The sequence below is a fragment of the Paenisporosarcina sp. TG20 genome, from assembly GCF_000286315.1.
GTDB lineage: Bacteria > Bacillota > Bacilli > Bacillales_A > Planococcaceae > Paenisporosarcina.
Genome location: NZ_ALJG01000320.1, coordinates 1 through 23,066, shown reverse-complemented (window position 1 = coordinate 23,066; position 23,066 = coordinate 1). Strand labels below are relative to the sequence as shown.

At 36.0% G+C, this 23,066-nt stretch carries 24 protein-coding genes, 1 pseudogene and 1 riboswitch; of the genes and pseudogenes, 14 read left to right on the top strand and 11 right to left on the bottom strand.

The window, feature by feature from the left end; genetic code table 11:
• Positions 1-96: 96 nt before the first annotated feature.
• Positions 97-885: an HAD family hydrolase gene (locus B371_RS0112840; RefSeq protein ID WP_019414729.1), complete on the bottom strand. Its 789-nt coding sequence runs from the start codon at positions 883-885 to the stop codon at positions 97-99.
• Between the two features lie 70 nt (positions 886-955).
• Positions 956-1,569: pseudogene (locus tag B371_RS22945) on the bottom strand (proline--tRNA ligase); the annotation flags it as partial.
• 126 nt (positions 1,570-1,695) lie between these two features.
• On the opposite strand from B371_RS22945, the gene B371_RS0112825 reads away from it, so the two are divergent.
• The 4 genes from B371_RS0112825 (at position 1,696) to B371_RS0112810 (ending at position 4,026) form a co-directional block, all read left to right on the top strand.
• Positions 1,696-2,166 carry a hypothetical protein gene (locus B371_RS0112825; RefSeq protein ID WP_019414726.1) on the top strand — a complete coding sequence of 157 codons (471 nt, stop codon included), beginning with the start codon at positions 1,696-1,698 and terminating at the stop codon, positions 2,164-2,166.
• A complete protein-coding gene (locus B371_RS0112820) occupies positions 2,166-2,624 on the top strand; it encodes a GNAT family N-acetyltransferase (RefSeq protein ID WP_019414725.1) in 459 nt (152 codons plus the stop codon). Before B371_RS0112825 ends, B371_RS0112820 begins: the two co-directional genes overlap by 1 nt.
• A gap of 274 nt (positions 2,625-2,898) precedes the next feature.
• Positions 2,899-3,276 carry a DUF3221 domain-containing protein gene (locus tag B371_RS0112815; RefSeq protein WP_019414724.1) on the top strand — a complete coding sequence of 126 codons (378 nt, stop codon included), beginning with the start codon at positions 2,899-2,901 and terminating at the stop codon, positions 3,274-3,276.
• A gap of 210 nt (positions 3,277-3,486) precedes the next feature.
• A complete protein-coding gene (locus B371_RS0112810) occupies positions 3,487-4,026 on the top strand; it encodes a pentapeptide repeat-containing protein (RefSeq protein ID WP_237721537.1) in 540 nt (179 codons plus the stop codon).
• A gap of 41 nt (positions 4,027-4,067) precedes the next feature.
• Here B371_RS0112810 and B371_RS0112805 read toward each other — a convergent pair whose 3' ends face one another.
• The gene (locus B371_RS0112805) at positions 4,068-5,066 is read right to left on the bottom strand and encodes an inorganic phosphate transporter (protein WP_019414722.1); all 999 of its coding nucleotides are present in this window, start codon (positions 5,064-5,066) and stop codon (positions 4,068-4,070) included.
• Between the two features lie 14 nt (positions 5,067-5,080).
• Positions 5,081-5,701, bottom strand: a complete 621-nt coding sequence (locus B371_RS0112800) for a DUF47 domain-containing protein (RefSeq protein WP_019414721.1) — start codon at positions 5,699-5,701, stop codon at positions 5,081-5,083.
• Between the two features lie 286 nt (positions 5,702-5,987).
• On the opposite strand from B371_RS0112800, the gene B371_RS0112795 reads away from it, so the two are divergent.
• From B371_RS0112795 to B371_RS0112780, 4 genes are all read left to right on the top strand, one after another.
• Entirely contained in the window at positions 5,988-6,512 is a 525-nt protein-coding gene (locus tag B371_RS0112795) for a hypothetical protein (RefSeq protein WP_019414720.1), read from the top strand.
• 17 nt (positions 6,513-6,529) lie between these two features.
• Positions 6,530-8,074 carry a flotillin family protein gene (locus B371_RS0112790; protein ID WP_019414719.1) on the top strand — a complete coding sequence of 515 codons (1,545 nt, stop codon included), beginning with the start codon at positions 6,530-6,532 and terminating at the stop codon, positions 8,072-8,074.
• 335 nt (positions 8,075-8,409) lie between these two features.
• Entirely contained in the window at positions 8,410-9,018 is a 609-nt protein-coding gene (locus tag B371_RS0112785) for a phosphatase PAP2 family protein (RefSeq protein ID WP_237721536.1), read from the top strand.
• Between the two features lie 86 nt (positions 9,019-9,104).
• Positions 9,105-9,569 carry an NUDIX hydrolase gene (locus B371_RS0112780; RefSeq protein WP_019414717.1) on the top strand — a complete coding sequence of 155 codons (465 nt, stop codon included), beginning with the start codon at positions 9,105-9,107 and terminating at the stop codon, positions 9,567-9,569.
• Positions 9,570-9,581: 12 nt separating this feature from the next.
• Here B371_RS0112780 and B371_RS0112775 read toward each other — a convergent pair whose 3' ends face one another.
• The gene (locus B371_RS0112775; protein WP_019414716.1) at positions 9,582-10,637 is read right to left on the bottom strand and encodes a bifunctional glycosyltransferase family 2/GtrA family protein; all 1,056 of its coding nucleotides are present in this window, start codon (positions 10,635-10,637) and stop codon (positions 9,582-9,584) included.
• Positions 10,638-10,768: 131 nt separating this feature from the next.
• Here B371_RS0112775 and B371_RS0112770 point away from each other — a divergent pair, with 131 nt between their 5' ends.
• Positions 10,769-11,251, top strand: a complete 483-nt coding sequence (locus tag B371_RS0112770) for a PCYCGC motif-containing (lipo)protein (protein ID WP_019414715.1) — start codon at positions 10,769-10,771, stop codon at positions 11,249-11,251.
• 107 nt (positions 11,252-11,358) lie between these two features.
• Here B371_RS0112770 and B371_RS0112765 read toward each other — a convergent pair whose 3' ends face one another.
• On the bottom strand, positions 11,359-11,613 hold the full coding sequence (locus B371_RS0112765) for a hypothetical protein (RefSeq protein ID WP_019414714.1): 255 nt from the start codon (positions 11,611-11,613) through the stop codon (positions 11,359-11,361).
• Positions 11,614-11,707: 94 nt separating this feature from the next.
• Here B371_RS0112765 and B371_RS0112760 point away from each other — a divergent pair, with 94 nt between their 5' ends.
• Together B371_RS0112760 and B371_RS0112755 are read left to right on the top strand one after the other, a co-directional pair.
• The gene (locus tag B371_RS0112760) at positions 11,708-12,202 is read left to right on the top strand and encodes a hypothetical protein (protein ID WP_019414713.1); all 495 of its coding nucleotides are present in this window, start codon (positions 11,708-11,710) and stop codon (positions 12,200-12,202) included.
• On the top strand, positions 12,202-12,864 hold the full coding sequence (locus tag B371_RS0112755) for a diphthine--ammonia ligase (protein ID WP_019414712.1): 663 nt from the start codon (positions 12,202-12,204) through the stop codon (positions 12,862-12,864). The genes B371_RS0112760 and B371_RS0112755 overlap by 1 nt, the downstream gene beginning before the upstream one ends.
• A 546-nt stretch (positions 12,865-13,410) precedes the next feature.
• Here B371_RS0112755 and B371_RS0112750 read toward each other — a convergent pair.
• Positions 13,411-14,571 carry an SAM-dependent methyltransferase gene (locus tag B371_RS0112750; RefSeq protein WP_019414711.1) on the bottom strand — a complete coding sequence of 387 codons (1,161 nt, stop codon included), beginning with the start codon at positions 14,569-14,571 and terminating at the stop codon, positions 13,411-13,413.
• A 108-nt stretch (positions 14,572-14,679) separates the two neighbouring features.
• Here B371_RS0112750 and B371_RS0112745 point away from each other — a divergent pair, with 108 nt between their 5' ends.
• Positions 14,680-15,303: a flavodoxin family protein gene (locus tag B371_RS0112745; protein ID WP_019414710.1), complete on the top strand. Its 624-nt coding sequence runs from the start codon at positions 14,680-14,682 to the stop codon at positions 15,301-15,303.
• A gap of 41 nt (positions 15,304-15,344) precedes the next feature.
• Here B371_RS0112745 and B371_RS0112740 read toward each other — a convergent pair whose 3' ends face one another.
• From B371_RS0112740 to ribE (B371_RS0112725), 4 genes are all read right to left on the bottom strand, one after another.
• Positions 15,345-15,875, bottom strand: coding sequence for a histidine phosphatase family protein (locus tag B371_RS0112740; protein WP_019414709.1), 531 nt, complete (start codon positions 15,873-15,875; stop codon positions 15,345-15,347).
• 273 nt (positions 15,876-16,148) lie between these two features.
• Complete coding sequence (gene ribE, locus B371_RS0112735) at positions 16,149-16,616, bottom strand: 6,7-dimethyl-8-ribityllumazine synthase (RefSeq protein WP_019414708.1); 468 nt, start codon at positions 16,614-16,616, stop codon at positions 16,149-16,151.
• Positions 16,617-16,632: 16 nt separating this feature from the next.
• Positions 16,633-17,826 carry a bifunctional 3,4-dihydroxy-2-butanone-4-phosphate synthase/GTP cyclohydrolase II gene (locus B371_RS0112730; RefSeq protein ID WP_019414707.1) on the bottom strand — a complete coding sequence of 398 codons (1,194 nt, stop codon included), beginning with the start codon at positions 17,824-17,826 and terminating at the stop codon, positions 16,633-16,635.
• Between the two features lie 13 nt (positions 17,827-17,839).
• Positions 17,840-18,469 carry a riboflavin synthase gene (ribE, locus tag B371_RS0112725; RefSeq protein ID WP_019414706.1) on the bottom strand — a complete coding sequence of 210 codons (630 nt, stop codon included), beginning with the start codon at positions 18,467-18,469 and terminating at the stop codon, positions 17,840-17,842.
• 576 nt (positions 18,470-19,045) lie between these two features.
• Positions 19,046-19,191: riboswitch (FMN riboswitch) on the bottom strand.
• 149 nt (positions 19,192-19,340) lie between these two features.
• Here ribE (B371_RS0112725) and B371_RS0112720 point away from each other — a divergent pair.
• Positions 19,341-20,975 (top strand): AMP-binding protein, encoded by a 1,635-nt coding sequence (locus B371_RS0112720; protein WP_019414705.1) that lies wholly within the window; start codon positions 19,341-19,343, stop codon positions 20,973-20,975.
• Positions 20,976-21,097: 122 nt separating this feature from the next.
• On the top strand, positions 21,098-22,582 hold the full coding sequence (gene putP / locus B371_RS0112715) for a sodium/proline symporter PutP (protein ID WP_019414704.1): 1,485 nt from the start codon (positions 21,098-21,100) through the stop codon (positions 22,580-22,582).
• Positions 22,583-23,066 lie beyond the last annotated feature (484 nt).

Here is a 23,066-nt window from a genome sequence, read left to right as displayed (position 1 = left end):
CGGAAAGCGTCCGCCTGCAATGGAAATCATAACCGGAAACCAAAGTTGATAATATGTTCTTGCTTAAAAGACCGGGCGTACTTTGCCCGGTTTTTCTTATGATAAATCTTTTAAAATAGGAAATAATTCTTCTAAATCATTAATTTCATATGTTGGTGTTACATCTTGATCAAGCAACTTTTGCTCCCTATTTATCCATACAGAACGAATGCCTGCACGGGTGGCCCCTAAAATATCAGTCATCAAATTATCCCCGACCATTATCGCTTCATCTGCTTGTATATTATTTTGAGATAGCGCAAAACTGAAGATGGAAGGGTCCGGTTTGCCTTTTCCGAATGCTCCTGAAATCACGATGTCCGTAAAATACGGAGCAATCTCTGGCGTTATTTCGAGTTTGGTCTTTTGCAATGTGGGTGAACCGTTTGTTAAGAGCACAAGTTTATAGAGACTTTTAAGACGTTCAAGCACCTGAAATGTTTCTTTGTAGATAAACGGATGGTCCTTTCTTGCTTTTGGGAAATATTCAGCAAGTTGTTCTCCTAATACTGGATCGTTAATACCAATCCTATGTAACCCTCTAGTCCATGCTTCAATGCGATATGTCGGAACAACTTCTTTCATTTTCTGAAAGTGTTCCCCCTCATCATCAAATGTCCCCCATAAGCCTTCAAAAGGATTAATACCAATCATTTTAGTAAATGCATAGGTCTCATAAGAAGCATATAGTTCACTTGCTTCTTTTCTAACTGCTTTTTCTAACTGAATAGCGTCAATTGGAACTTTTTTAGCGGCCAATTGGCATGTCATCTGAAAAGCAGTTTCTACACTTTTTTTGTCCCATAATAACGTATCATCTAAATCGAATATAATAGCTTTGATCAATAGTGAACAACTCCTTCAGTAAATAGTGTAGACTAACGACAATATTAAGCCACTTATAGTGCAGAAAAAGTGATTCTAATACTTCCCCATCATGCATAAGTGTTTCAATCGTGAAGGTTAATTTTGCACCCGAGAATTTTTTATCTGTTTTTTAACCCTTGATGACCGGAATGGCCACCCATTCTTCACATAAAGCTGCATACTCATTTATCATGCGTAACGTTTCTTCCATTGCTTCATCATCTGTGGCATGAATGAGCCGTATGACCTTCCTGCTACAAAAAATTCTAAAGTACGAAGGAAGGGACTCGTTTTTTTTCCAACGAACCACATTTGATCATTGGTTATAAAGCTTTGGTAAATCACGATAGGAATGAATAATATTGCTAAAATGCTCACAAAATAAGACTCCAGATGATGGATGGCCTTTCACATAATCGTTCAGCTATCTTTTCATCACCACCATGTGTCACCCACGCGACTTCTGGTGCAAACCTTCAACATGATCTTTTTCTTTTTAACAATGATTCTGGAATCAAAAAGGGGAACATGCTCATGTCCTATTGCCTTTACCAAAAAGGTGTTATGAAATACTTTCGTCTTCGAACTTAAGAAGGAATCAACAAGTGGTTTTTTAGAGTCTTTCACCACACAACTCCATTTCGACAAAATTACACATCTTTTTTCCATAAGAAGAGTTCTATATATTTCTGTGATTATAGCCGCTAATGAATTAAGTTGTCAATCAAGTTTTCTACGCTCATGTGATATAATAATTACTCAAAGAAACACTATGAAAAGAGGCGCATTATGCTAACATTTGAACAAAAAACTGCTATTATTGAATCTTTCCCTGAATTAACTAAAAAAGATGTCTCATTAAAACGAGTGAACTACCACTTCGAAGATAGTTTATATGACAAAAAAGCAGTCATCTATCACCTGCATCCTAACGGCAACGGGTTTGTTTTTGTTGGGGATATTAAAAAATATAACGCGGATAATAAAGGCATGGTTAATATTCGTGAAGTAACGGAAGATGAGTTACACCAAATGATTACAGACTCAATTGGTATCTTGTCTGAAGAAGAACAATTTGACGAAGAAGAAGTTGTAGAAGAGCAAGTGTGGAAAAACGGTGACGGTCAAGAATTGAAACTGATTCATGAGGACACTCTTTGGAATATTTATTATACACACAACTTAGAAGAAAGCTACGAATCATTTGATGAAGCCGAAGAGTATTTGTTGAGTGAAGGATTTGAGTTATTAACGAAATAATGATGATTCGAAGATTAGATCCCTCAGAAAATCCTCCGTGGGAATTATTAGAACTAGCTGATCCTTCCAAGATGATTATTGAAGGATACATTCATAATAGTTGCATCTATGTCGGAGAAGAATCTGACGAAATTATAGGTGTATACGTTCTGAAAGAAACGAAGAAAATTGTAGTTGAAATTATGAATGTAGCAGTCCAAGAGATTCATCAAGGAAGAGGTATAGGTAAACAATTAATTTCTCATGCAATTAATGAAGCTTCCAAACAGGGATATGCACAGGTAGAAATAGGCACTGGAAATTCAAGTATTTATCAACTAAAACTTTATCAACAATGTGGTTTTCGTATTGTCGGAGTTGATTTCGACTACTTTGTCCGTAGTTACGATGAACCAATTTATGAAAATGGCTTGTTGTGTCGAGATATGATTCGCTTAAGTTACACATTTGAGAGCTAGATACTTTTCTAGCTCTTTTCTTTTATTGGAAATTAAAAAATATTATCGATATACTAGAAGAAATATTCTCGGCGGTGGATGTATTGAAAATTGAAACCAAAAGGACCGAACGGGGCTGTATCGAGCGGTCATTGCATTAGTAAATGGAACTGAAATCATATTAAAGATTAGATTGAGCGATGAAAACAGTGTTGTAAAAAATAAGATGAGTTTTACTGTAAGTTAATCAATATGGAATTTATCTTTATCAGAAAAAACAGGAGGCATACGAGTTATGAAAGGTAATAAAGCCGTCGTATTAATCATCTTAATTGTAATCACTGCTATAGCAATTATCGTTGGTTCTATTACTATGTTTTATCAAAATAATCAAATACAAAGTGGAAATGCATTAGCAATAGAGGGTTTTGTTGCTAAAATAGATAATGCTCGTATATTGGTGATTAGTGGTGAAAAAAATGCGGCTGAAATTCAAGGGCAAACAGAAGAGGAAATGCTAAAAAATGCAAACGAAGCAATTTGGTTTTCATTATCGCTTGATCAATTGAGAAAAGTCAATGAGTTCGATACCGTTCGCATCACGTATAGCAGCATTGACGATTCATTTCCGGGTCAAGCTAGTGCCAATAGTGTTCTGAACTTAAGTAACTAGTGTGAAACTTAACTCAATAGAACGAGTATCTTACAAATTAATAATCTTTGTCGAAACTAGAAGAAGTCAACTAGTAGGATCGTTTTATAAATAAGGAAGAGGTGTCATAGTATTAGAATTGACAAGCCAAAAATCCCAAAACAGCTAGAAGAACTGGATCTTGCTACTTTAATTGAAGTGGAAGAACAATGGTTTATTTCCCGGGGAATTGTGTCGAAATGGAATATTTTTGAGTTACCGGAGGACAAAATTAGTTTTGATCAGGTCCATTTTCATGACGTGTCTTTTGAAGGGGTTCGTTTTAATCAAGTGGAATTTATTGATTGCAAATTCGAGCGTTGTGATTTATCCAACGTAGATTTTGGACATTCTATATTTCATCGAGTTGAATTTCTACAGTCAAAATTGATGGGAGTGCAATGTACACAAAGTCGTTTTGGACATGTAGAATTCAATAATTGTGTGGCGAATTACGCGGCATTTAGCTTTAGTAAAATGAAACATGTGAAGTTTCATCAAACAATATTAAACAAAGCTGATTTTTATGAATGTACATTTGAAAAAGTTGAATTTACTGAATGTGAATTGGATGGTTCGAATTTCTCGGATACGAAATTAGCGAATATTGATTTTAGTACGTGTACATATGAACAAATCATGGTGAGTGCTGACAAGTTGTCAGGATGTACAGTTTCAAAAGAACAAGCGATAGGATTTGCAAAATCGCTTGGCCTGCTCATAAAAGAATAAAAGCTGTAATGCTCAAGATATGAGCGTTACAGCTTTTATCATTAAGTATATAAATTAAGAATACGATAAATCAGAGCAGCAAGTGCTCCGCAAATGGGTAATGTTATTACCCATGTTATAACGATTTTTCTTGCAACGCCCCATTTTACACCTCTTACACGTTGAGCTGAGCCAACACCCATAATGGCAGAAGAAATAACATGAGTAGTTGAAACTGGTAGATGAATCGTTGTCGCACCAAAAATTATCAGTGCTGAAGTTAAATCAGCTGCAGCCCCATTGATGGGACGGATTTTCATGATTTTCCCGCCAACAGTTTTAATGATTTTGTATCCACCAATCGATGTTCCTATCCCCATAGCAAGTGCTGCAGAAACACGAACCCACATTTGAATATCATCGCCCGACTGAAGTTTAGCAGCAATTAATGCCAAAGTGATAATCCCCATAGCTTTTTGCGCATCATTTGTACCATGCGCAAATGATTGTAAAGCTGCTGTACCGATTTGGAATATACGGAAACCTCTATTGGTCCGATAAAGACTATTGTTCTTAAATAATACTTTAAACAAGGTCATCATTAAAAATCCCACTACAAGTGCTATAAATGGTGAAATTAGTAACGCTTGTAGGATTTTTATGAAGCCTGTAAAATTCAAAATACCAAGGCCAGCAGCAGAAACAGCTGCTCCAGCAATTGATCCGATCAATGCATGAGAGGAGCTGGACGGAAACCCAAAATACCAGGTAATTAAGTTCCAAGCAATTGCGGATAAAAGTGCAGCTAAAATAACAAGCGAACCATTTTCAAGCATGAAAGGATCTACTATATCTTTCGAGATGGTCTTGGCAACACCCGTAAAAGTAAGTGCCCCCACGAAATTCATGACAGCAGCTAATAAAACGGCGAATCGCGGCGAAAGTGCTCGTGTAGAAACGGAGGTAGCAATAGCATTTGCCGTATCATGAAAACCGTTAATAAAATCGAATACTAGCGCAAATATGACCACAAGAATAGTTAAAATGAGTAAAGAATCCATATGTATTTACTCTCCTATACATTACGCATAATTATTGTCTCGATTGTATTTGCTACATTTTCACAATAACCAGCGACGTCTTCGAGTTTTTCGTAAATATCTTTAAATTGAATAATACGAATCGGATCTTTTTCATTTAAAAAAAGGTGTTTCATAGATGTTCGGTAAATGTCATTACATTTGCGTTTATAGCCTTTTATCAATATTACATGGTCACGCATTTTGTGTAGTTTTTTAGAATCCATTAATTCCATTGCTTTGACGAATTCATCTGTACTCTTTACAAGGTAGTGAAAGAAAGATTTCGTGGAGTCATCGATTTTAATTATTGAATACATATCTAAATATGCTATAAAGTATTCAACGCCATCTAACACAGCATTCATTTTAACGGCTAATTGGAGGATATCTTCACGCTCTATTGGAGTCATGAACGATTTATTAAGCTTAATAATTAACTCGTGTATTAATGTATCGCTTTCAATTTCATAGTTTTTTATTTTAACGCTAAGTTCCTTTAAATCTATACAACTCAAAACTGTAAAATCGTTTGCATAATGAGTTGCATCATTCACATTTTCTGCAATCTTTAGTAATGCAGAAAAGAATGGATCTTGCTTTTTTGTACTAAACATAAAATTCCTCCAGGAAAATGAATAAGATAACTTACTTATCCTTCCATGAATCATCATATTCATTTCAGTAGTTTCTTATGTAACCAGGCATTCGTAAAAAGGTCATGTGCAACACTCTAATTGAATGGCACACGTCCTTTTACATGTGAATAAGTGAATTACATGGTATCCAACCTCTTATTGATCAAAGAATCAGATAAATAAAATTTTAAAAAAGTGAAACTTTTATTGCCGCACTTCGTAAATATAGTAATCACAAAAAATTGCTGAAATGAGAGTGATTTACATGTCGATTGAACAAGTTTATTTAACTGTACTTGTTGTGATGGGGATTTCTACGATTCTCTATATCTTTTTCGGAGATATTGCAGATGGAATTGGTGAGGGAATACCGTTTTTAAATCCTGCCGTTCTATTGGCATTTGGTACCTTAACTTCAGCAAGTGGATACATTCTTGAAGCGACTACCTTATGGAACAGCTGGCTTGTATTAGTGGCTGCGGGTACCATCGGAGTAGGGATAGATTTTTTGCTTTACTATTTTATTCTACTTCCCATGTCTTCAAGCGAGGTTTCACTTGCATATACCGACGAGTCTTTAGCTGGTCAATTAGGAAAAGTTATTACACCAATCCCCATTGATGGTTATGGAGAAATTGTTATTGAAACAGTTAACGGTCTATTGCACAAACGATCAACAGGATACGATAACGAAGAAATCGACTATGGTAAGGAAATTTTAGTAATTGATGTAAAAGAAGGTACATTCCTCGTCAGAGAATATGAAGCCTTTGATTTCATTAAAAAATAGAAAATGGGGGAATTGTCATGGGTTTAGGAGTATGGGTTGTCATTGCTATAGTTGGATTTATAATGCTTGCGATTATTGGTGTATATGTAACGAAGTATAAAACAGTTGGTCCAGATGAAGCGTTAATTGTCACAGGGAGTTATTTAGGCTCAAAAACAGTTCACACAGACGATTCTGGTAATCGAATAAAAATTATTCGTGGTGGAGGTACATTTGTTTTACCAATATTCCAACAAGCAAAACCACTTAGCTTACTTTCAAGTAAATTAGAAGTTATGACACCTGAAGTGTATACGGAACAAGGCGTTCCCGTTATGGCTGATGGAACAGCCATTATAAAAATTGGTGGATCTATCTCCGAAATTGCAACAGCTGCAGAGCAATTCTTAGGAAAGTCAAAAGAAGATCGTGAAAATGAGGCAAAAGAAGTATTGGAAGGTCATTTACGTTCAATATTAGGTTCTATGACGGTTGAAGAAATTTATAAAAACCGTGATAAGTTCTCACAAGAGGTTCAACGTGTTGCTTCGCAAGATTTAGCCAAAATGGGACTTATCATTGTGTCATTTACAATTAAAGACGTTCGGGATAAGAACGGATATCTAGATTCACTTGGTAAACCTCGTATCGCTCAAGTGAAACGAGACGCGGACATTGCAACTGCTGAAGCAGACAAAGAAACGCGTATAAAGCGATCAGAAGCTGAAAAAGAAGCACAGCAATATGAAATTGAACGTGCGACAGAAATTGCTTTAGCAGAAAAAGAAAATCAATTGAAAGTTGCGGACTATCGACGTGAGCAAGATATTGCTAAAGCTCGTGCTGACCAAGCATACGAACTACAAACCGCACGTTCAAAACAAGAAGTAATGGAACAAGAAATGCAAATCAAAATTATTGAACGACAAAAACAGATTGAACTAGAAGAAAAAGAAATTTTACGTCGTGAAAAACAATACGACTCTGAAGTCAAAAAGAAAGCCGATGCGGATCGTTACGCAATCGAACAAAATGCAGAAGCATCGCGGTCTCGTGAATTCGCTGAAGCCGATGCAGAAAAATATCGAATTGAAGCGAAAGCAAAAGCTGAAGCTGAAAAAATACGTCTTGATGGTTTAGCGAGAGCGGACTCTGAGCGTGCTCAAGGTGAAGCGCAAGCAGGTATTATTCGACTTAAAGGTCTTGCTGAAGCTGAAGTAAAACGAGAAATTGCTGAAGCGTTTGAGCATTACGGTCAAGCAGCTGTTCTAGATATGATCGTTCGAATGATGCCTGAATACGCCAAGCAAATCGCAAGTCCATTAGCAAATATCGACAAGATCACAGTGGTTGATACAGGTGGTGGCGAAGGTGGCGGTGCCAATAAAATTACATCTTATGCAACAAACTTAATGTCAACCTTACAAGAATCATTAAAAGCATCATCAGGAATTGATGTGAAAGAAATGTTAGAAAACTATTCTGGAAAAGGAAATCTTCGATCAAGTTTAGACCGCATTTCTTATGAGATGAAAGACAAGAAAGAAGAAGAAAAAGAAGTTACCGATCACGCATCCGTATAATCTCGGAAGCCTTCCAACTAGGAGGGCTTTTTTTATAAATAATATTACTTTCATGCCAATAACTTATTAGGATTCAACTGTTACAATAACTTCGAAAATGGTACAATTTTATATAATAGTTGTATACGGCCATATTCTTTTTGAGTAGATTTTTTTAGTTTGTCTAAAAAACAGATTTCATTTTATTTTCGATTGATTAGCTTGAATTAAAAAACGAATTATGTTAATTGTGCTTACTTCGAATTAAAATTGGGGTGATTATAATCATAAATAATAAAATTAAACTTACACTTTTTGTTGGTACAAGTTTATTTTTACTCATCGGATTTGGGGTAGTGTCCATTTTAGTCCATGGTCAAAAGGTGGTTCGTTTTGACGAGTTAATCATTAACTTCTTTCATAAAATAGAGTCTCAAAATTTGAAGACGATTATGAAGTTTTTTACTTCTCTCGGATCAATACCATCCATCTTGTCCTTATCAGTAATTATCTTGTTAATCTTTTATATAGTGTTTAAAATTCGATCCGAATTACTACTGTTTTTAGGTGTAATAGCTGGGGCTAATCTTCTCTTTTATACCTTAAAACAAATGTTTGCAAGAGCACGTCCAGATTTAAATCAATTAATCGAAGTAGGAGGCTATAGTTTTCCAAGTGGACATTCCACAAATGCAGTCGCCTTTTATGGAATTCTTTCATTTATATTATGGCGCCATGTTCGTACTAAATCGGGTCGTACAATAGTAGTAATTTCGAGTATTTCTACGATACTAATGATTGGTCTTAGTCGTATTTACTTAGGTGTTCATTATCCAAGTGATGTGATAGGTGGATTCTTAGTTGGAGGCTTGTGGCTGACAATAACCATTTGGCTATACCAGTATTATAAAGAAAGAAAATATGAAAAAAGATATTCAAAAACAAAAAATAACATAAAGACATGAAATTATAGGTATGTATTTTTGAATTGATTTGATTATACTATCAGCATTTTAGGGTACCAGTAAATATTGAAAGGAAGTCAATTACATTGAATTATATTCAAACTATGAGAAATATGATTGGACATGAACCATTATTAACTGTTGGTTGTGGTGTCATTATTGAAAAAGACAATCAAATACTATTACAACATCGAGTTGATGCAAATGTTTGGTGCATTCCCGGTGGTGTTTTAGAATTAGGTGAAAAAGTTGAAGATGCAGCAAGGCGAGAAACTGAAGAAGAAACGGGATTAACGCTTGGAGATTTAGAATTTTTTGGTGTCTACTCGGGTAATGAGGGGTTTGCTCAGTATACTAATGGTGATCAAGTTTTTAGTATTCAGTTGATTTTCAAAACGTCAATTGCAACGGGCAAATTGATTCAAAAAAGTAGTGAATCACATGCGCATATTTATTTTGATCGAAAGGACCTACCATTAAATCTGAACCCCCACCAAGAACGTTTTATTAAGGATTGGGACCAGCAAGTACAGGCACCCATTATTAAATAAGCCAAAACACAATTAAATGTGTTTTGGCTTATTATTCTTAAACACCCAATTTTTTTGAATTACAAATCCTAAGAAGAATAATAAACTATCTACGATGCCTTTTATTAGAACTTCACCTTTGCCTATTAAAAGAACTGTCCCATGCACTAATCCAGCTGATAAAGCCATGATGAACACTGCTAGTATTATGTATTTTAATACTGACCGGTCATCCCCATTTTTAAATACATTGTTACGATTAACTACATAATTGAAGATAGAGGAAAGTAGCCTTGCTAAAATTGTTGCAAAAACAATATACATCTCTGGTGCATCGTCTTTCCATAGCCAAATGAAGAGAGCAAATAATGCAATGTCTAATCCAAAAGAAGCGAGTCCTGACAAGGCGAATTTTAAAAACACCTTATAAATCCTAAGAGAAGATCGGATTGGTTGGAAACGGGAAGCTTCATTATTATTTAAATATACCGTATCAATCGTTACTTCGTTAACAGGTATATGAGCGTCTTTTGTAGCGGATAGTATGTTCATTTCGTAGTCAAACGCTTCGCCTTTAATTGACAATAACCACATCAAATGCTCCCTTAAAAATAGCCGAAGCCCTGTTTGTGTGTCAGAGATTCCAATGCCAGTTGTGTATCCAAACAAGTTTCTAGTTAAATTATTTCCAAATCGGCTTCTAAAAGGAATATTTTTTTGTTTAAAATTTCGTACTCCTAGTATAATGCCCGCTTTATGTATAGAAGCATGATGTAAAGAACAAATGTCTTTTGTTAAATGCTGACCGTCAGCATCTACTGTAATTACTTTTTGAATATGAGGCAATTCATTTAGAAAGAAGTGAAAAGCCGTTTTTAAGGCTCTTCCTTTGCCTTGATTTGCAGCATGATGAAGCACTGTCACTTCTTTATAGTGTTCGATCTCTTCAAAGATAGGAGTGAATTCTTGTCCGGATCCATCATTGATAACTAGTATATTAGTGAAGCCAACTTTTATGAGTTCTTCAACTGTTTGAAGACATAAATCTGTAGGCTTATATGCAGGTATAATAATACAGGTTTTATCCAAAAAAATTCCTCCTCTCAAAAATCTCCTTTTGTATTAGTAAAAGAAATGTCCAAAAACACAATCTGTCATAAAAGTGTCAATAAAATCTAAGCATTTGTCGGTTACAATAAAATAGAGATGAGGGATGTTAAGTGAAATCTAAATGGTTCATACTAATTTGTTTAGCAATGTTGGTCCTCTCAGCATGCAATAGTAAAGAGGCTGATCTTGAGCAGGATCATTCAATCCATTTACCAAATGGTGATATACAAGAAAAAACGAACTCTGCAGAAGTTTTACCTTCTTTTTTAGATAACCAATCGAATGAACTAAAGCTTGTATATCAAGCTGCTGGAAATGCACATGAAATATTGGAATGGATACCTTGTTATTGTGGATGTGCAGAAAGTGCCGGACATTTAAGTAATAAGAATTGTTTTATTGACAGAGTAAATGAAGATGGTTCGGTTGTCTGGGATGATCATGGAACTCGTTGTTTAGTTTGTGTAGAAATTGCAGTTCAATCAATTAATATGGCGCAAGATGGCAATAATTTGACAGAAATTCGTAATTTCATAGATCAGAAATACAAAGAGGGCTATGCACCACCTACTAGTACACCAATGCCTTCATAATAAAGAATAACAAATCTTATCTGCCTCGATAAAAAAATTCTTTGCAGGTAACATAAGTAACTGTAGTGAATTTGTGATTTCATAGGTTTTGCTATGCTTGATTCCCTTTATATTTCTAGTAGATAAAAGGCGAAGAAGAGTAGAAAAACGATGCCTATATTCATAAAATAATAAGTCATTCTAGAAACTTTTTGTTTGAGAAATGTGGATTTTTCCACCAATTTATAACTAATGAACATCATAACAATTATTAAAATTAAAGAAACTAGTGCAGGCATGTCATAGATATGTAAATCAATGTAACGAAAAAAAACGATGGTACCAGCAGTTATTATGCCATATGCGACGCGCTTTAACTCCATGGTTTTAAACCTCCTTGACTGTTATTAGTATAACAACTCACAAAGTATATGGGTAGAATTTCGTGTATTATAAAAGAATGAGGGTCTTAATATAGTGGTAAATAAAATTCGAATTGTAGGTTCCGTTGGAAGTGGAAAGACCACACTCGCCCGTCAATTATCTAGGAAATTAAATATTAAAATGTACACTTTAGACGAAATGGTTTGGTCTAGAGGGGATGAAGGCGATATACGAAATCCTATTGAAATCCGAGATGAGGCATTGGATTCAACTATTCAACAATCATCATGGATTATCGAAGGTACACATTTAGGGTGGCCAGACAGGTCGTTTGACGCAGCAGATCAAATAATTTTTTTAAACCCACAGGTCTCCATTCGTGTTTATCGATTCTCCAAAAGGTTTTTTTATCAGAAAAGGGGAATTGAATCTTCGAGTTATATCCCTACTTGGAGAATGTATGGAAGAATGTTTAAATGGACCTATCAATATGAAACAATATATAAAAAACAAGTTCGTGCAATACTAAAAAATTCGCGAGTAGATGCTATTGAAATTCGTGACGGAAAAGAGATAGGAGTTTTATAATGGAAAACAAACCGTTTGTCGCTTCATGGAGTGGCGGAAAAGATTCTGCTATGGCCTTTTATCGTGCAATCCAATCGGGCATGACACCAAAACGATTGCTCACCATGTTTCAGGAAGATGAAGAAGTATCAAAATCTCATGCCCTGCCATTAGCTGTTGTACAAGCTCAGGCAGAACGTGTAGGTATTCCCCTAATGATTCGCGGGTCAGATTGGAACGGTTATGAAGCAAAGTTTATTAATGCTATGGATGAATGTCGGCAGGCAGGAATCTCACATGGTATTTTCGGTGATATCGATTTAGAAGCCCATTTAGAATGGGTGCAAAAAACATGTGCAAAATCGAATATTATACCGGTTCATCCACTTTGGCAAGAACCGCGCCGTTCTATTTTAGAAGAATTACTTATGGTTGGTTTTGAAGCTGTAATTGTTGTCATTAATACGGACATGATGTCACGAAACTATATCGGACGAACATTTACACGCGAACTAATGGATGAATTAGAAGGTCTTGGAATTGATTCATGTGGAGAAAACGGAGAGTTCCATACGGTTGTTGTCGATGGACCGATTTTCTCATCTCGACTGCCCGTGACATTTGGTGAAGTAAGTGAACGGGATGGGTTTGTATTTATGGATGTTTCATTGGAGAATTCTTAAAAGATAAATAAACCATAATAAATAGTCAACATGTAAGAAAAACGGCGACCCTTATTAAAAGGATTGCCGTTTTTCTATATTAAAACATAAGATAGCACATAAAATTGATGAATGTTCATGGTGTTTTAGTATATGGAGGCTAACAGACTAAATTGAAATTGTGTCTCTCGTTAATTCGATTAAAGTGAAGTTATGATTTCCTTTTTTAATAACGCAGGTTGCCTCTCAGTCAAAGGATTTAGGTTTGAGTGCTTTCGTTTTAAAGGATCGGACGATTTTTTATATTTATTTCTTAAACTATATTTGATCACGGTTATTTTAAACAGGAGAATAATTGTAGTGAAAGGCGGCGACTCCAGCGGAAAAGCGAGTCCAGTGAGACCCCACAGGAGCTTGCGACGAGGAGGCTCACGGTCCGCCCGCGGAAAGCGTCCGCCTGTAACGGAAATTATACCGGAAACCAAAGTCAATACTATATGGAATGTCCTTCTGGACTGATATTTAAATCATTTGTCTTAAGGATCGGGCGTACTTGCCCGGTTTTCCTTAAAGGTAATTTTGCAACTCTTTTTCTAAAAATGGCTTTGCACCTAAGAACTCAACAAACGCTTTGTATTTTTCTTGTTCACCAGTTGTAGGTCTCTTTCCTGTGAAATAAGCCCTGATTAAGATGTTTTTTGGTGTGTGTTCCATATCAATAAACTCAAGTAATTGTGCTTCATAACCAACAAGTTTTAATAGTTCCGCACGAATTGAATCTGTTGCTAGCGCAGCGAATCGTTCTTTGACGAGACCATGCTGCAGCATTACATCTAGAGAGGGACTGTTAAGTTGTGTGTTTAACTCATGTTGACAACATGGCACACTCAAAATGACTTTTGCCCCCCATTTCACAGCGCGAGCAAGCGCCATATCAGTTGCAACATCACAAGCATGTAGTGTAACGACCATATCTACGGATGTTTCTTCATTGTAGTCATTGATATCGCCAACCAAAAATTCAAGATTATCATAATTTAAATCATTAGCGATTTGCTGACACTCTTCTATAACTTCTTTTTTCAGATCTAGTCCCGTTACCTTAATATCTAGCCCTTTTTCAATGTGCAGATAATGATAAAGTGCGAAAGTTAAATACGATTTCCCAGAACCAAAGTCCAGTATTCGAACTGGACGATCTTTTGGAAGATAATCAAGTGCATCATCAATAAATTCGACAAAACGGTTAATTTGACGAAACTTATCATGCTTTTGCTTTTTAACTTTTCCATCAGGAGTTTGTACACCTAGGCGAATTAAGAAAGGATAGGCTGTGTCTTCGTCTAATAGATAATTCTTTTTGCGGTTATGCGACAAATTGACAACTGTCTTAGTAACAACTCGCTCTGATTTCCACAGGATTTTAAACTTTTTTGAAAGCTGAATATGGATTTTTTCTTCTTTGAATTCTGCTTGAACTTGACGGAATTGTTGGAGTAAGAAATCTATCTTAGCGGGGATTCCAGATAATTCTATATTATCATGTTTTAAAATACGTTCGTATTGATACTCAAATTGAATATGGTACACCCCTTGTAATTCAACCGGCTTCAATCGTATACGCTTAATTTCATCTGACTTTGCCCGAGGTTGGCTAATGGTTGCAGAGATTAACTGGTTATTGTTGATTAAACTCGTTAGTTGTTCAATCATGTCCTTATATTCCATATGTTTTCACCTTCTTTTTAAGTCTTTTTGTCATTTTACCATATTAAATAAGATTACTCTGTTCTTAGTCGGGTAAAGAGGTAGTAACTAGATAGAAGGAGTGATAGCATGCCAAAATTAAAAGCTGTATTTTTAAATACATCACTAAAAACCACAGACGAAACTTCGCACACCGAGGCTTTGATGGAAGAAGTCCAAGCGATTTATAAAGAAAAAGATGTTGAATCGGAGATTATTCGTATAGCAGATTACAAGATTAAGTTAGGCGTCCAAGAAGACATGGGTAACGGAGACGAATGGCCGGAAATTTATGATAAAGTCATGTCTTCAGATATTGTCATAATCGGCACACCCTTATGGCTCGGTGAAAAAAGCAGCTTAGCAACACAGGTAGTCGAACGATTATATGGAAGCAGCAGCAAAACAAATGATAAAGGGCAGGCCGTTTTCTATAATAAAGTAGGCGGGGTTGTTGTTACAGGAAATGAAGATGGTGCGAAACATGCATCTGCATCTATCTTATACGCTTTATCTCATATTGGCTTTGTTATTCCTCCAAACGTCGATGCCTATTGGGTAGGGGAAGCCGGTCCTGGTCCTTCCTATATTGAAGGTGGGAAAGAAAATGACTTCACAAAAGGTCATGTACGTATGCTTGCCTACAACACAATTCATTTAGCGACAATGTTAAAGAACACACCGATACCTGCAGAAGGTAATACACTAGACTAAAGCATTAACCCCTACATTTCTAATAAAAATGGAGGGGTTTTTCAATTATTCCATAAATGCTTAATTGTGTTTTCATTATTAATTAACGTAATTTTATAAATATCTGGATTACTTAGTGATTTCCACTCACTAAAACCTAGTGAGTCATCAAAATGTTTTAGGATAAGACTCATTAAGTTTCCATGCGTTACTAAGATACTATTGTCCGGTGCTTCATTAACAACTTCAATTGCACGTAAAGTTGCCTCTCTACTAGATTCTCCACCAGTGAGTTTTAAATCAAAATTTGTAAATGTCTCTTCAAGAAGTTCTAGCCAATTGGGTAAATCAGAGGTGCTCAATGTTCGTTCTGCTAAACGGTTGTCGATAATGAGCGACAAGTTTTTTGTACGAACTGTTGGAGTAATTGACTGTTGTGCTCGAGTAAAAGGGCTCGAAATAATATGATCAATTACTATATTTTTAAAAAAAGAAGCTAACATATTTGCTTGGTTGTATCCCGATTCAGTTAATTCAGCTTCAGCTACTTGTCCAGTTGCAGAACAGTGTCGTACAAGATAAATCCTTTTCACCAATAATCACTCCTTTATGAGCTATTTTAATTAGAAATATGTAAAAAGCCAAAATCGTATATGTCCATATGTTGAAGTATAGGGTCGGACGCACACTTACCGCAAGATTTCCTGTACGAAAGAAAGTGGAGTGAGTGACTTTGCCACTACTCCACTTTCATTTAATACGTATGATGCAGCTGAATTATCGTCGAAAGTAACTGCAAACCCAAGATTATACAGAAAGAGTAATTCTTTTATCATTAGAACTTTCTTAAAAACACCGAGCTTTACTTATACCAATTTTTTCATCAAGTTAGCCATTTCAATTGCGGCAGTGGCAGATTCCCAACCTTTATTCCCGGCTTTTGTACCCGCACGTTCAATTGCTTGTTCAATCGTATCTGTTGTTAACACACCGAAAATTACAGGAATATCGTGTTGGTATCCTGCGTTTGCAACACCTTTCGCTGCTTCACTACAAACAAAATCAAAGTGTGGTGTAGATCCTCGTATTACTGTACCAAGTGTAATAACCGCATCATACTTTTTAGAAGCCGCCATTTGTTTTGCTACAAGTGGAATTTCAAATGCTCCTGGAACCCATGCAATTGTTACATTTGCATCATCAACACCATGTCGCTTAAGTGCATCTTCAGCTCCACCTAATAGTTTACTAGTAATAAATTCATTAAAACGTCCAACGACAACTCCAATTTTCAAATCCGAGCCAATTAAATATCCTTCTAAATGTGTAGTCATGTATATTTTTTCTCCTTTAGAAACTTAGGAAATGTCCTAGCTTCGAATGTTTTGTTTTCATATATTTTTCGTTATCTTCATTAGTAGGAATTTCGATGTTCACTCGTTCGGTTACTTCTAAACCGTATCCATCTATACCAGAAACTTTTCGTGGGTTATTTGTAAGTAACTTCATTTTACGAACACCCAAATCTCTTAAAATTTGAGCCCCAATTCCATATTCGCGTAAGTCATCTGCAAAACCTAGTTTGTGATTTGCTTCAACTGTATCAAAACCTTGATCTTGAAGTTCATAGGCTTTTAATTTATTTATTAGTCCTATACCACGGCCTTCTTGACGCATATACAGCAAAATTCCAGAACCGGTTGCTTCAATTTGTTTTAGAGCAGAATGCAGTTGAGCACCGCAGTCGCACTTGCGAGATCCAAAAACATCACCTGTTAAACACTCTGAATGAACACGAGTTAGAATGGGCGTATCTTCTGAAACTTCTCCTTTTACTAATGCAATATGTTCTTTACCTGTCAAGGTTTCGGTATACCCAACTACTTTAAAATCACCAAATTCAGTCGGTAACATGATATCAACTTCACGTGTAATCAGTTTTTCATTTTTCCTTTTATACTCGATTAGAGAAGCAATGGTTAAAATACCAATATTTAATCGTTTTGCAATCAGGACAAGGTCATCAAGTCTTGCCATCGATCCGTCTTCTTTCATAATTTCACAAATGACTCCTGCTGGAGAAGAGCCAGCTAACAAAGCTAAATCGACAGCTGCTTCAGTATGTCCTGCACGCTTTAACACTCCGCCTTTTTTTGCGATTAATGGAAAAACATGACCTGGACGTTTAAAGTCGATTGGGGTCGATTTGCTGTTAATCATTTGAAGAATAGTATGAGACCGTTCAAATGCACTGATTCCAGTGGTAGTATCTTTATGATCTACACTGATAGTGAAGGCAGTACCAAAAGGGTCTGAATTTTGGTCTGTCATTAATCCGAATTTAAGTTGCTGTGCAATTTCCTCAGCTACTGGTACACAAATTAGTCCTTTTCCTTCAGTGGCCATTAAATTGACGATTTCTGGAGTAGCAAATTCCGCAAGAGCAACAAAATCTCCCTCGTTTTCACGATCTTCGTCATCAACAACAATGATGGCTTGTCCTTTTGCTAATGCATCAACTGCTTCTTCAACTGTAAAAAACATAAGAATCCTCCTATTAATAACCGTGTTCTTGTAGCCATTCTTTTGACATGTTGGATTTAGATAGCTGTATACGCTCTGTATACTTAGCTAGCATGTCACATTCAATATTTACTTTGTCACCAATGCCTTTGTGTCCTATTAATGAATCGCTTTGTGTAGTAGGAATCAATGAAATAGATATGGATGTTTTATCGACATGAAAAATCGTTAGAGATGTTCCATCGATTGCAACAGAACCCTTTAACATCATGTATTTCATGAGACTAGAGTCAAGTTCAATTTTTTTTGTTATTGAATTGGAATCTTTTTTAATGGAGCGGATGATTCCGATTCCATCGACATGACCATTAACAAAATGTCCACCGAAACGGCCATTAGCAGACATTGCTCGTTCCAGATTGACATGAGACTTAGATGAAAGTAGAGCTAGAGTAGTTGATTTAAATGTTTCTGGAATAACGTCAACTACAAATGTTTCTTTCGTGAAAGTGGAGACAGTTAAGCAAACACCGTTAACTGCAATACTATCGCCTCTTTTCACATCTTCCAAAATTGTCTTTGCACGTATTGTGATTTCAAGTGCATTAGGCTTACGTTGAATTGATGTGATAGTACCAATTTCTTCAATGATTCCCGTGAACAAGTAATCATCCTCCTTACTTAAAATCATTAATACAAAAAATGATTTCTGTAACCAGTTAGTATTTTAAGGACAATATAAACTAGTCGAACTTAAACATTTGTATATAAATTAATCTTAATTTATTGGTTTGGGTTTTTCCACCATGGGGCAAATGAATGGTGAGGAAAGGGTAAATCTGGGGTACCGTGTCAACGTTGTTAATAATTCTACCTAATCTGAGACGCACTCGAATAGGATATTTCTCGCAATTAGAGCGATAGTATCCAGTAAACGTTTATCAGTAGATTGTTAACGTGACAATGGTTTAAATATACACAATACGTTGCTACGCTTCTTGTTTGCATTTTCCTACGCGACTAAATTCACCGTCTAATAAAAAACGTTAAAACTATATCTCTAAAGAATTAGTATTGACGTTGTCAAAATAGACGCACTAACAGTCTATCTTCTTAGTTGTTGATAAAATAAATTAGTTAGTGTGAGAAGGTCATGTGAATGTATTGCTAGATACATTATTCTCCTTTCAAATTTAAAATATCAAACAGAAGCGGTGCGTTAGCTGACATAGTAACCGTTTTAATTCTTCTCCCATCCAGACTATAACTGTCGGTGTTGGATTCTCACCAACTCCACCTATACTTAATCAAGTACAGGGTCACGGACTTACAAATCCTCATTTGCTCACCGCCGGTAAGGAATTTCACCTTGCCCCGAAGAATATAAAACGACTAATTGTCTATTATATAGTAGCACATGAGACAGCAAATGATAAATCCTTTGCATAGTTCGAATATTCCAATACAGCTTGTTTGAATTTTGTGATAACATTAACTTGTAGAAATGTCACGAATGTTACGAAGGGGGAAGTTTTATGTTAAAACAGCAAACAGTGGGGGCCGTTGTTAGAGAAATGGCTAAAAAATATCCCGATACTGAAGCTTATGTATATCCAGAACATCAGATTCGCAAGACATATCAGGAATTTGATGAAGAAACAGATCAGTTAGCAAAAGCTTTTATGGGAATGGGTATTGCCAAAGGAGAGCATGTGGCAATTTGGTCTGACAACAAGCGAGAATGGTTGTTGAGTCAATATGCAACAGGTAAAATGGGTGCGGTTCTAGTAACGGTGAATACAAATTATCAAGAAAAAGAACTTGAATATTTATTAAACCAATCTGATGCAACGACACTTATTTTAGGAGAAGAATTTAAAGGTAGTTCTTATATAGATATTATAAATGCAGTTTGTCCTAATCTTAAAACTTCAGAAAAAGGGAATATTCAATTTGAAAATTTGCCCTATTTTAAGCGTGTGATTGTTATGAGTGAAAACACTTACCCAGGTATATATACCTGGAGTGAATTTCTAGCACATGCATCAAAAACCTCGGATGCAGAGCTTGAAGAACAACTAAGTTCGTTGAATGTCGATGATGTTATTAATATTCAATATACCTCAGGAACCACTGGTTTTCCTAAAGGGGTCATGCTAACACATATGAACATTGTCAATAATGCACAAAACATAGGTGACTATATGAAATTAACACCTGATGATCGTTTATGCATTCCTGTGCCATTTTTTCATTGTTTCGGTTGCGTGTTAGGGACGCTTGCTGCAGTTACTCATGGATCAACGATGGTTTTACTTGAACAATTCGACGCACAAAAAGTTCTACAAGCTGTACAAGATGAAAAGTGTACCGCACTTCATGGGGTACCAACTATGTTTATTGCTGAGTTAAACCATCCAGATTATAAAAATTATGATACATCAACACTCCGTACAGGAATAATGGCTGGTTCTCCTTGTCCAATTGAAGTAATGAAAAAAGTTATTAACGACATGGGTGCAAGTGAAATAACCATTTGTTATGGATTAACAGAAGCATCACCTGTTATTACACAAACTCAATCAGATGATGCTATAGAAAAGCGAGTTGCTACTGTCGGCAAGCCTCATCCAAACGTTGAAGTGAAAATTATTGATCCCGAAACAAATGAAGAACTCCCTGTTGGAACACCGGGTGAATTATGTACCAGAGGCTACCTTGTAATGAAAGGTTATTACAACAATGAAGAGGCAACTCATGCCGCGATAGATAGTGAAGGATGGCTTCACACTGGAGATATCGCTATATTAGATGACGAAGGGTATATTGCGATTACTGGCAGAATTAAAGACATGGTTATCCGTGGAGGAGAAAATGTTTATCCACGTGAACTTGAAGAATTCTTATATCAACACCCTAGCATCCAAGACGTTCAAGTTGTCGGTGTTCCTGATCCGAAGTATGGTGAAGAATTAATGGCGTGGATTATTCCAAAAGAAGGCGTCACAATTAGTGCGGATGAAATCCGTGCGTATTGCAAGGGGAAAATATCGCATCATAAAATACCTCGTTACATTGAGTTTACAGAATCATATCCGATGACGGCATCTGGAAAGATTCAAAAATATGTATTACGTGAAATGTCGAAAGAAAAAATGCCAGCTATATAATTCGACATATTTCCCGGGCAATAAAGAATATGCAAAATAATGAAGTGTTTTGCATATTCGGTTTTTTTCAATGTTTTGTTGTGTTATGCTTTATCTATTCGTATCAAAAAGGAGGGGTTAGTTTGTCCGAAAACGTATATCAATTGATAGCAATCATTATTTATATGGCCGCTATGCTTTTAATTGGCTATTATTCTTTCAGAAAAACGACGAACTTAACGGACTACATGTTAGGAGGACGCTCATTAGGACCTGGAGTTACCGCACTTAGTGCTGGTGCATCCGATATGTCAGGTTGGCTATTAATGGGATTACCAGGTGCTATCTATGTATCTGGGTTATTAGAAGCTTGGATTGCGATTGGATTAACAATTGGAGCGTACTTAAACTGGTTATTTGTAGCACCACGTTTACGTGCGTATTCACAAGTGTCAAATGATTCAATCACGATTCCTAGTTATTTGGAAAATAGATTGAAAGATACATCAAGATTATTACGTGTCGTGTCTGGAATTATCATTCTCTTATTCTTTACTTTTTATGTATCATCAGGAATGGTAGCAGGTGGAATATTCTTTATGAGTTCATTTGGACTTGATTACCACACTGGATTACTTATCGTTTCTGCAGTAGTAATTGCGTATACATTGTTTGGTGGTTTCTTAGCAGTAAGTTATACGGACTTTGTTCAGGGAATTATGATGTTTTTAGCATTAATCTTAGTTCCAGTTATCGCTCTATTCGCTGTAGGCGGATTAGAGGGAGCGACAGAAAGTATACGTGCAGTAGATACATCTCGATTAAGTTTGATTGAAGGTGCATCATTATTAGGAGTACTCTCTACCGCTGCATGGGGTCTTGGCTACTTTGGTCAACCACATATCATTGTACGCTTTATGGCAATAAGTTCAGTAAAAGAAGTAAAACAAGCAAGACGTATCGGAATGGGTTGGATGATAATCAGTCTGATTGGTGCAGTTGCAACAGGTTTGATCGGAATTGCTTACTTCCAACAGAATCCTACCGTATCGTTAAGTGATCCAGAAGCTATATTTATTGCTTTAGGGCAAATTATGTTCCATCCTTTCATTGCAGGGATTATGTTAGCTGCTATTTTAGCCGCTATTATGAGCACGATTTCATCTCAATTAATTGTTACATCATCAGCATTGATTGAAGACTTATACAAAATCATTGTGAAAAAAGAAGCAACTGACAAAAGTTATGTAACAATGGGCCGAGTTGCCGTGCTAGCTGTCGCTATAGTTGCGATGTCCTTAGCTTGGGGGCAAAATAAATCAATTTTAGATTTAGTTGCTTATGCTTGGGCCGGGTTTGGTGCTGCTTTTGGACCTATTATAATACTATCTCTATTTTGGAGAAAGTTAACAACATGGGGCGTTTTATCAGGGATGATAGTTGGTGCTGTCACAGTTGTTGTATGGGGGAATAATGAATACTTAAAAGGCTTAATGTATGAAATTGTTCCTGGTTTCATTTTATGTTTACTATTCGCTGTAGTGGTGAGTATGTTGACGTATCGTAAAAACATCGAAATCGAACGTGAATTCGATGAAACAATGGAGTTATTAAACCAAGAAAAATAAAGTTAACCGCCCACAACTTTTACGAGTTGTGGGTTTTTTTCAAAAGAAAGTATATAAATCTAGTGAGCCATGGAATTCAGTATTCCCGGTATTTTAAGAAAGTCACTGGTACTTTAAATAATAGGAAATCGCAGTGGTTTGCATCATGAACACTGAAAATCTGGTATTTTGAGCTAGTATTTCTCTTTTTAGAAATAGTGTAGAAGTATTCCTGCGAGCTTAGTATCGATCACGATTCAAATGATCGTAACTAGTTGGAGTGCCAAAAACCCTGTATTCTTAGTGTTTTTAGTATGAAGACTAACATGCTAAAAAACGGCATTTCTATGATGTGACTTTAGTTTATTCGATTAATGTGAAATGTTATTCTCTTTTTAGAAACGCAGGTTTCCTCTCAGTCAAAGTGAATTTTGATCAGTGATATATTCTTGTGTAGTAATATTTGGGGTGTACATAAAAATTCATCCTATATAGGTTTGGGTAC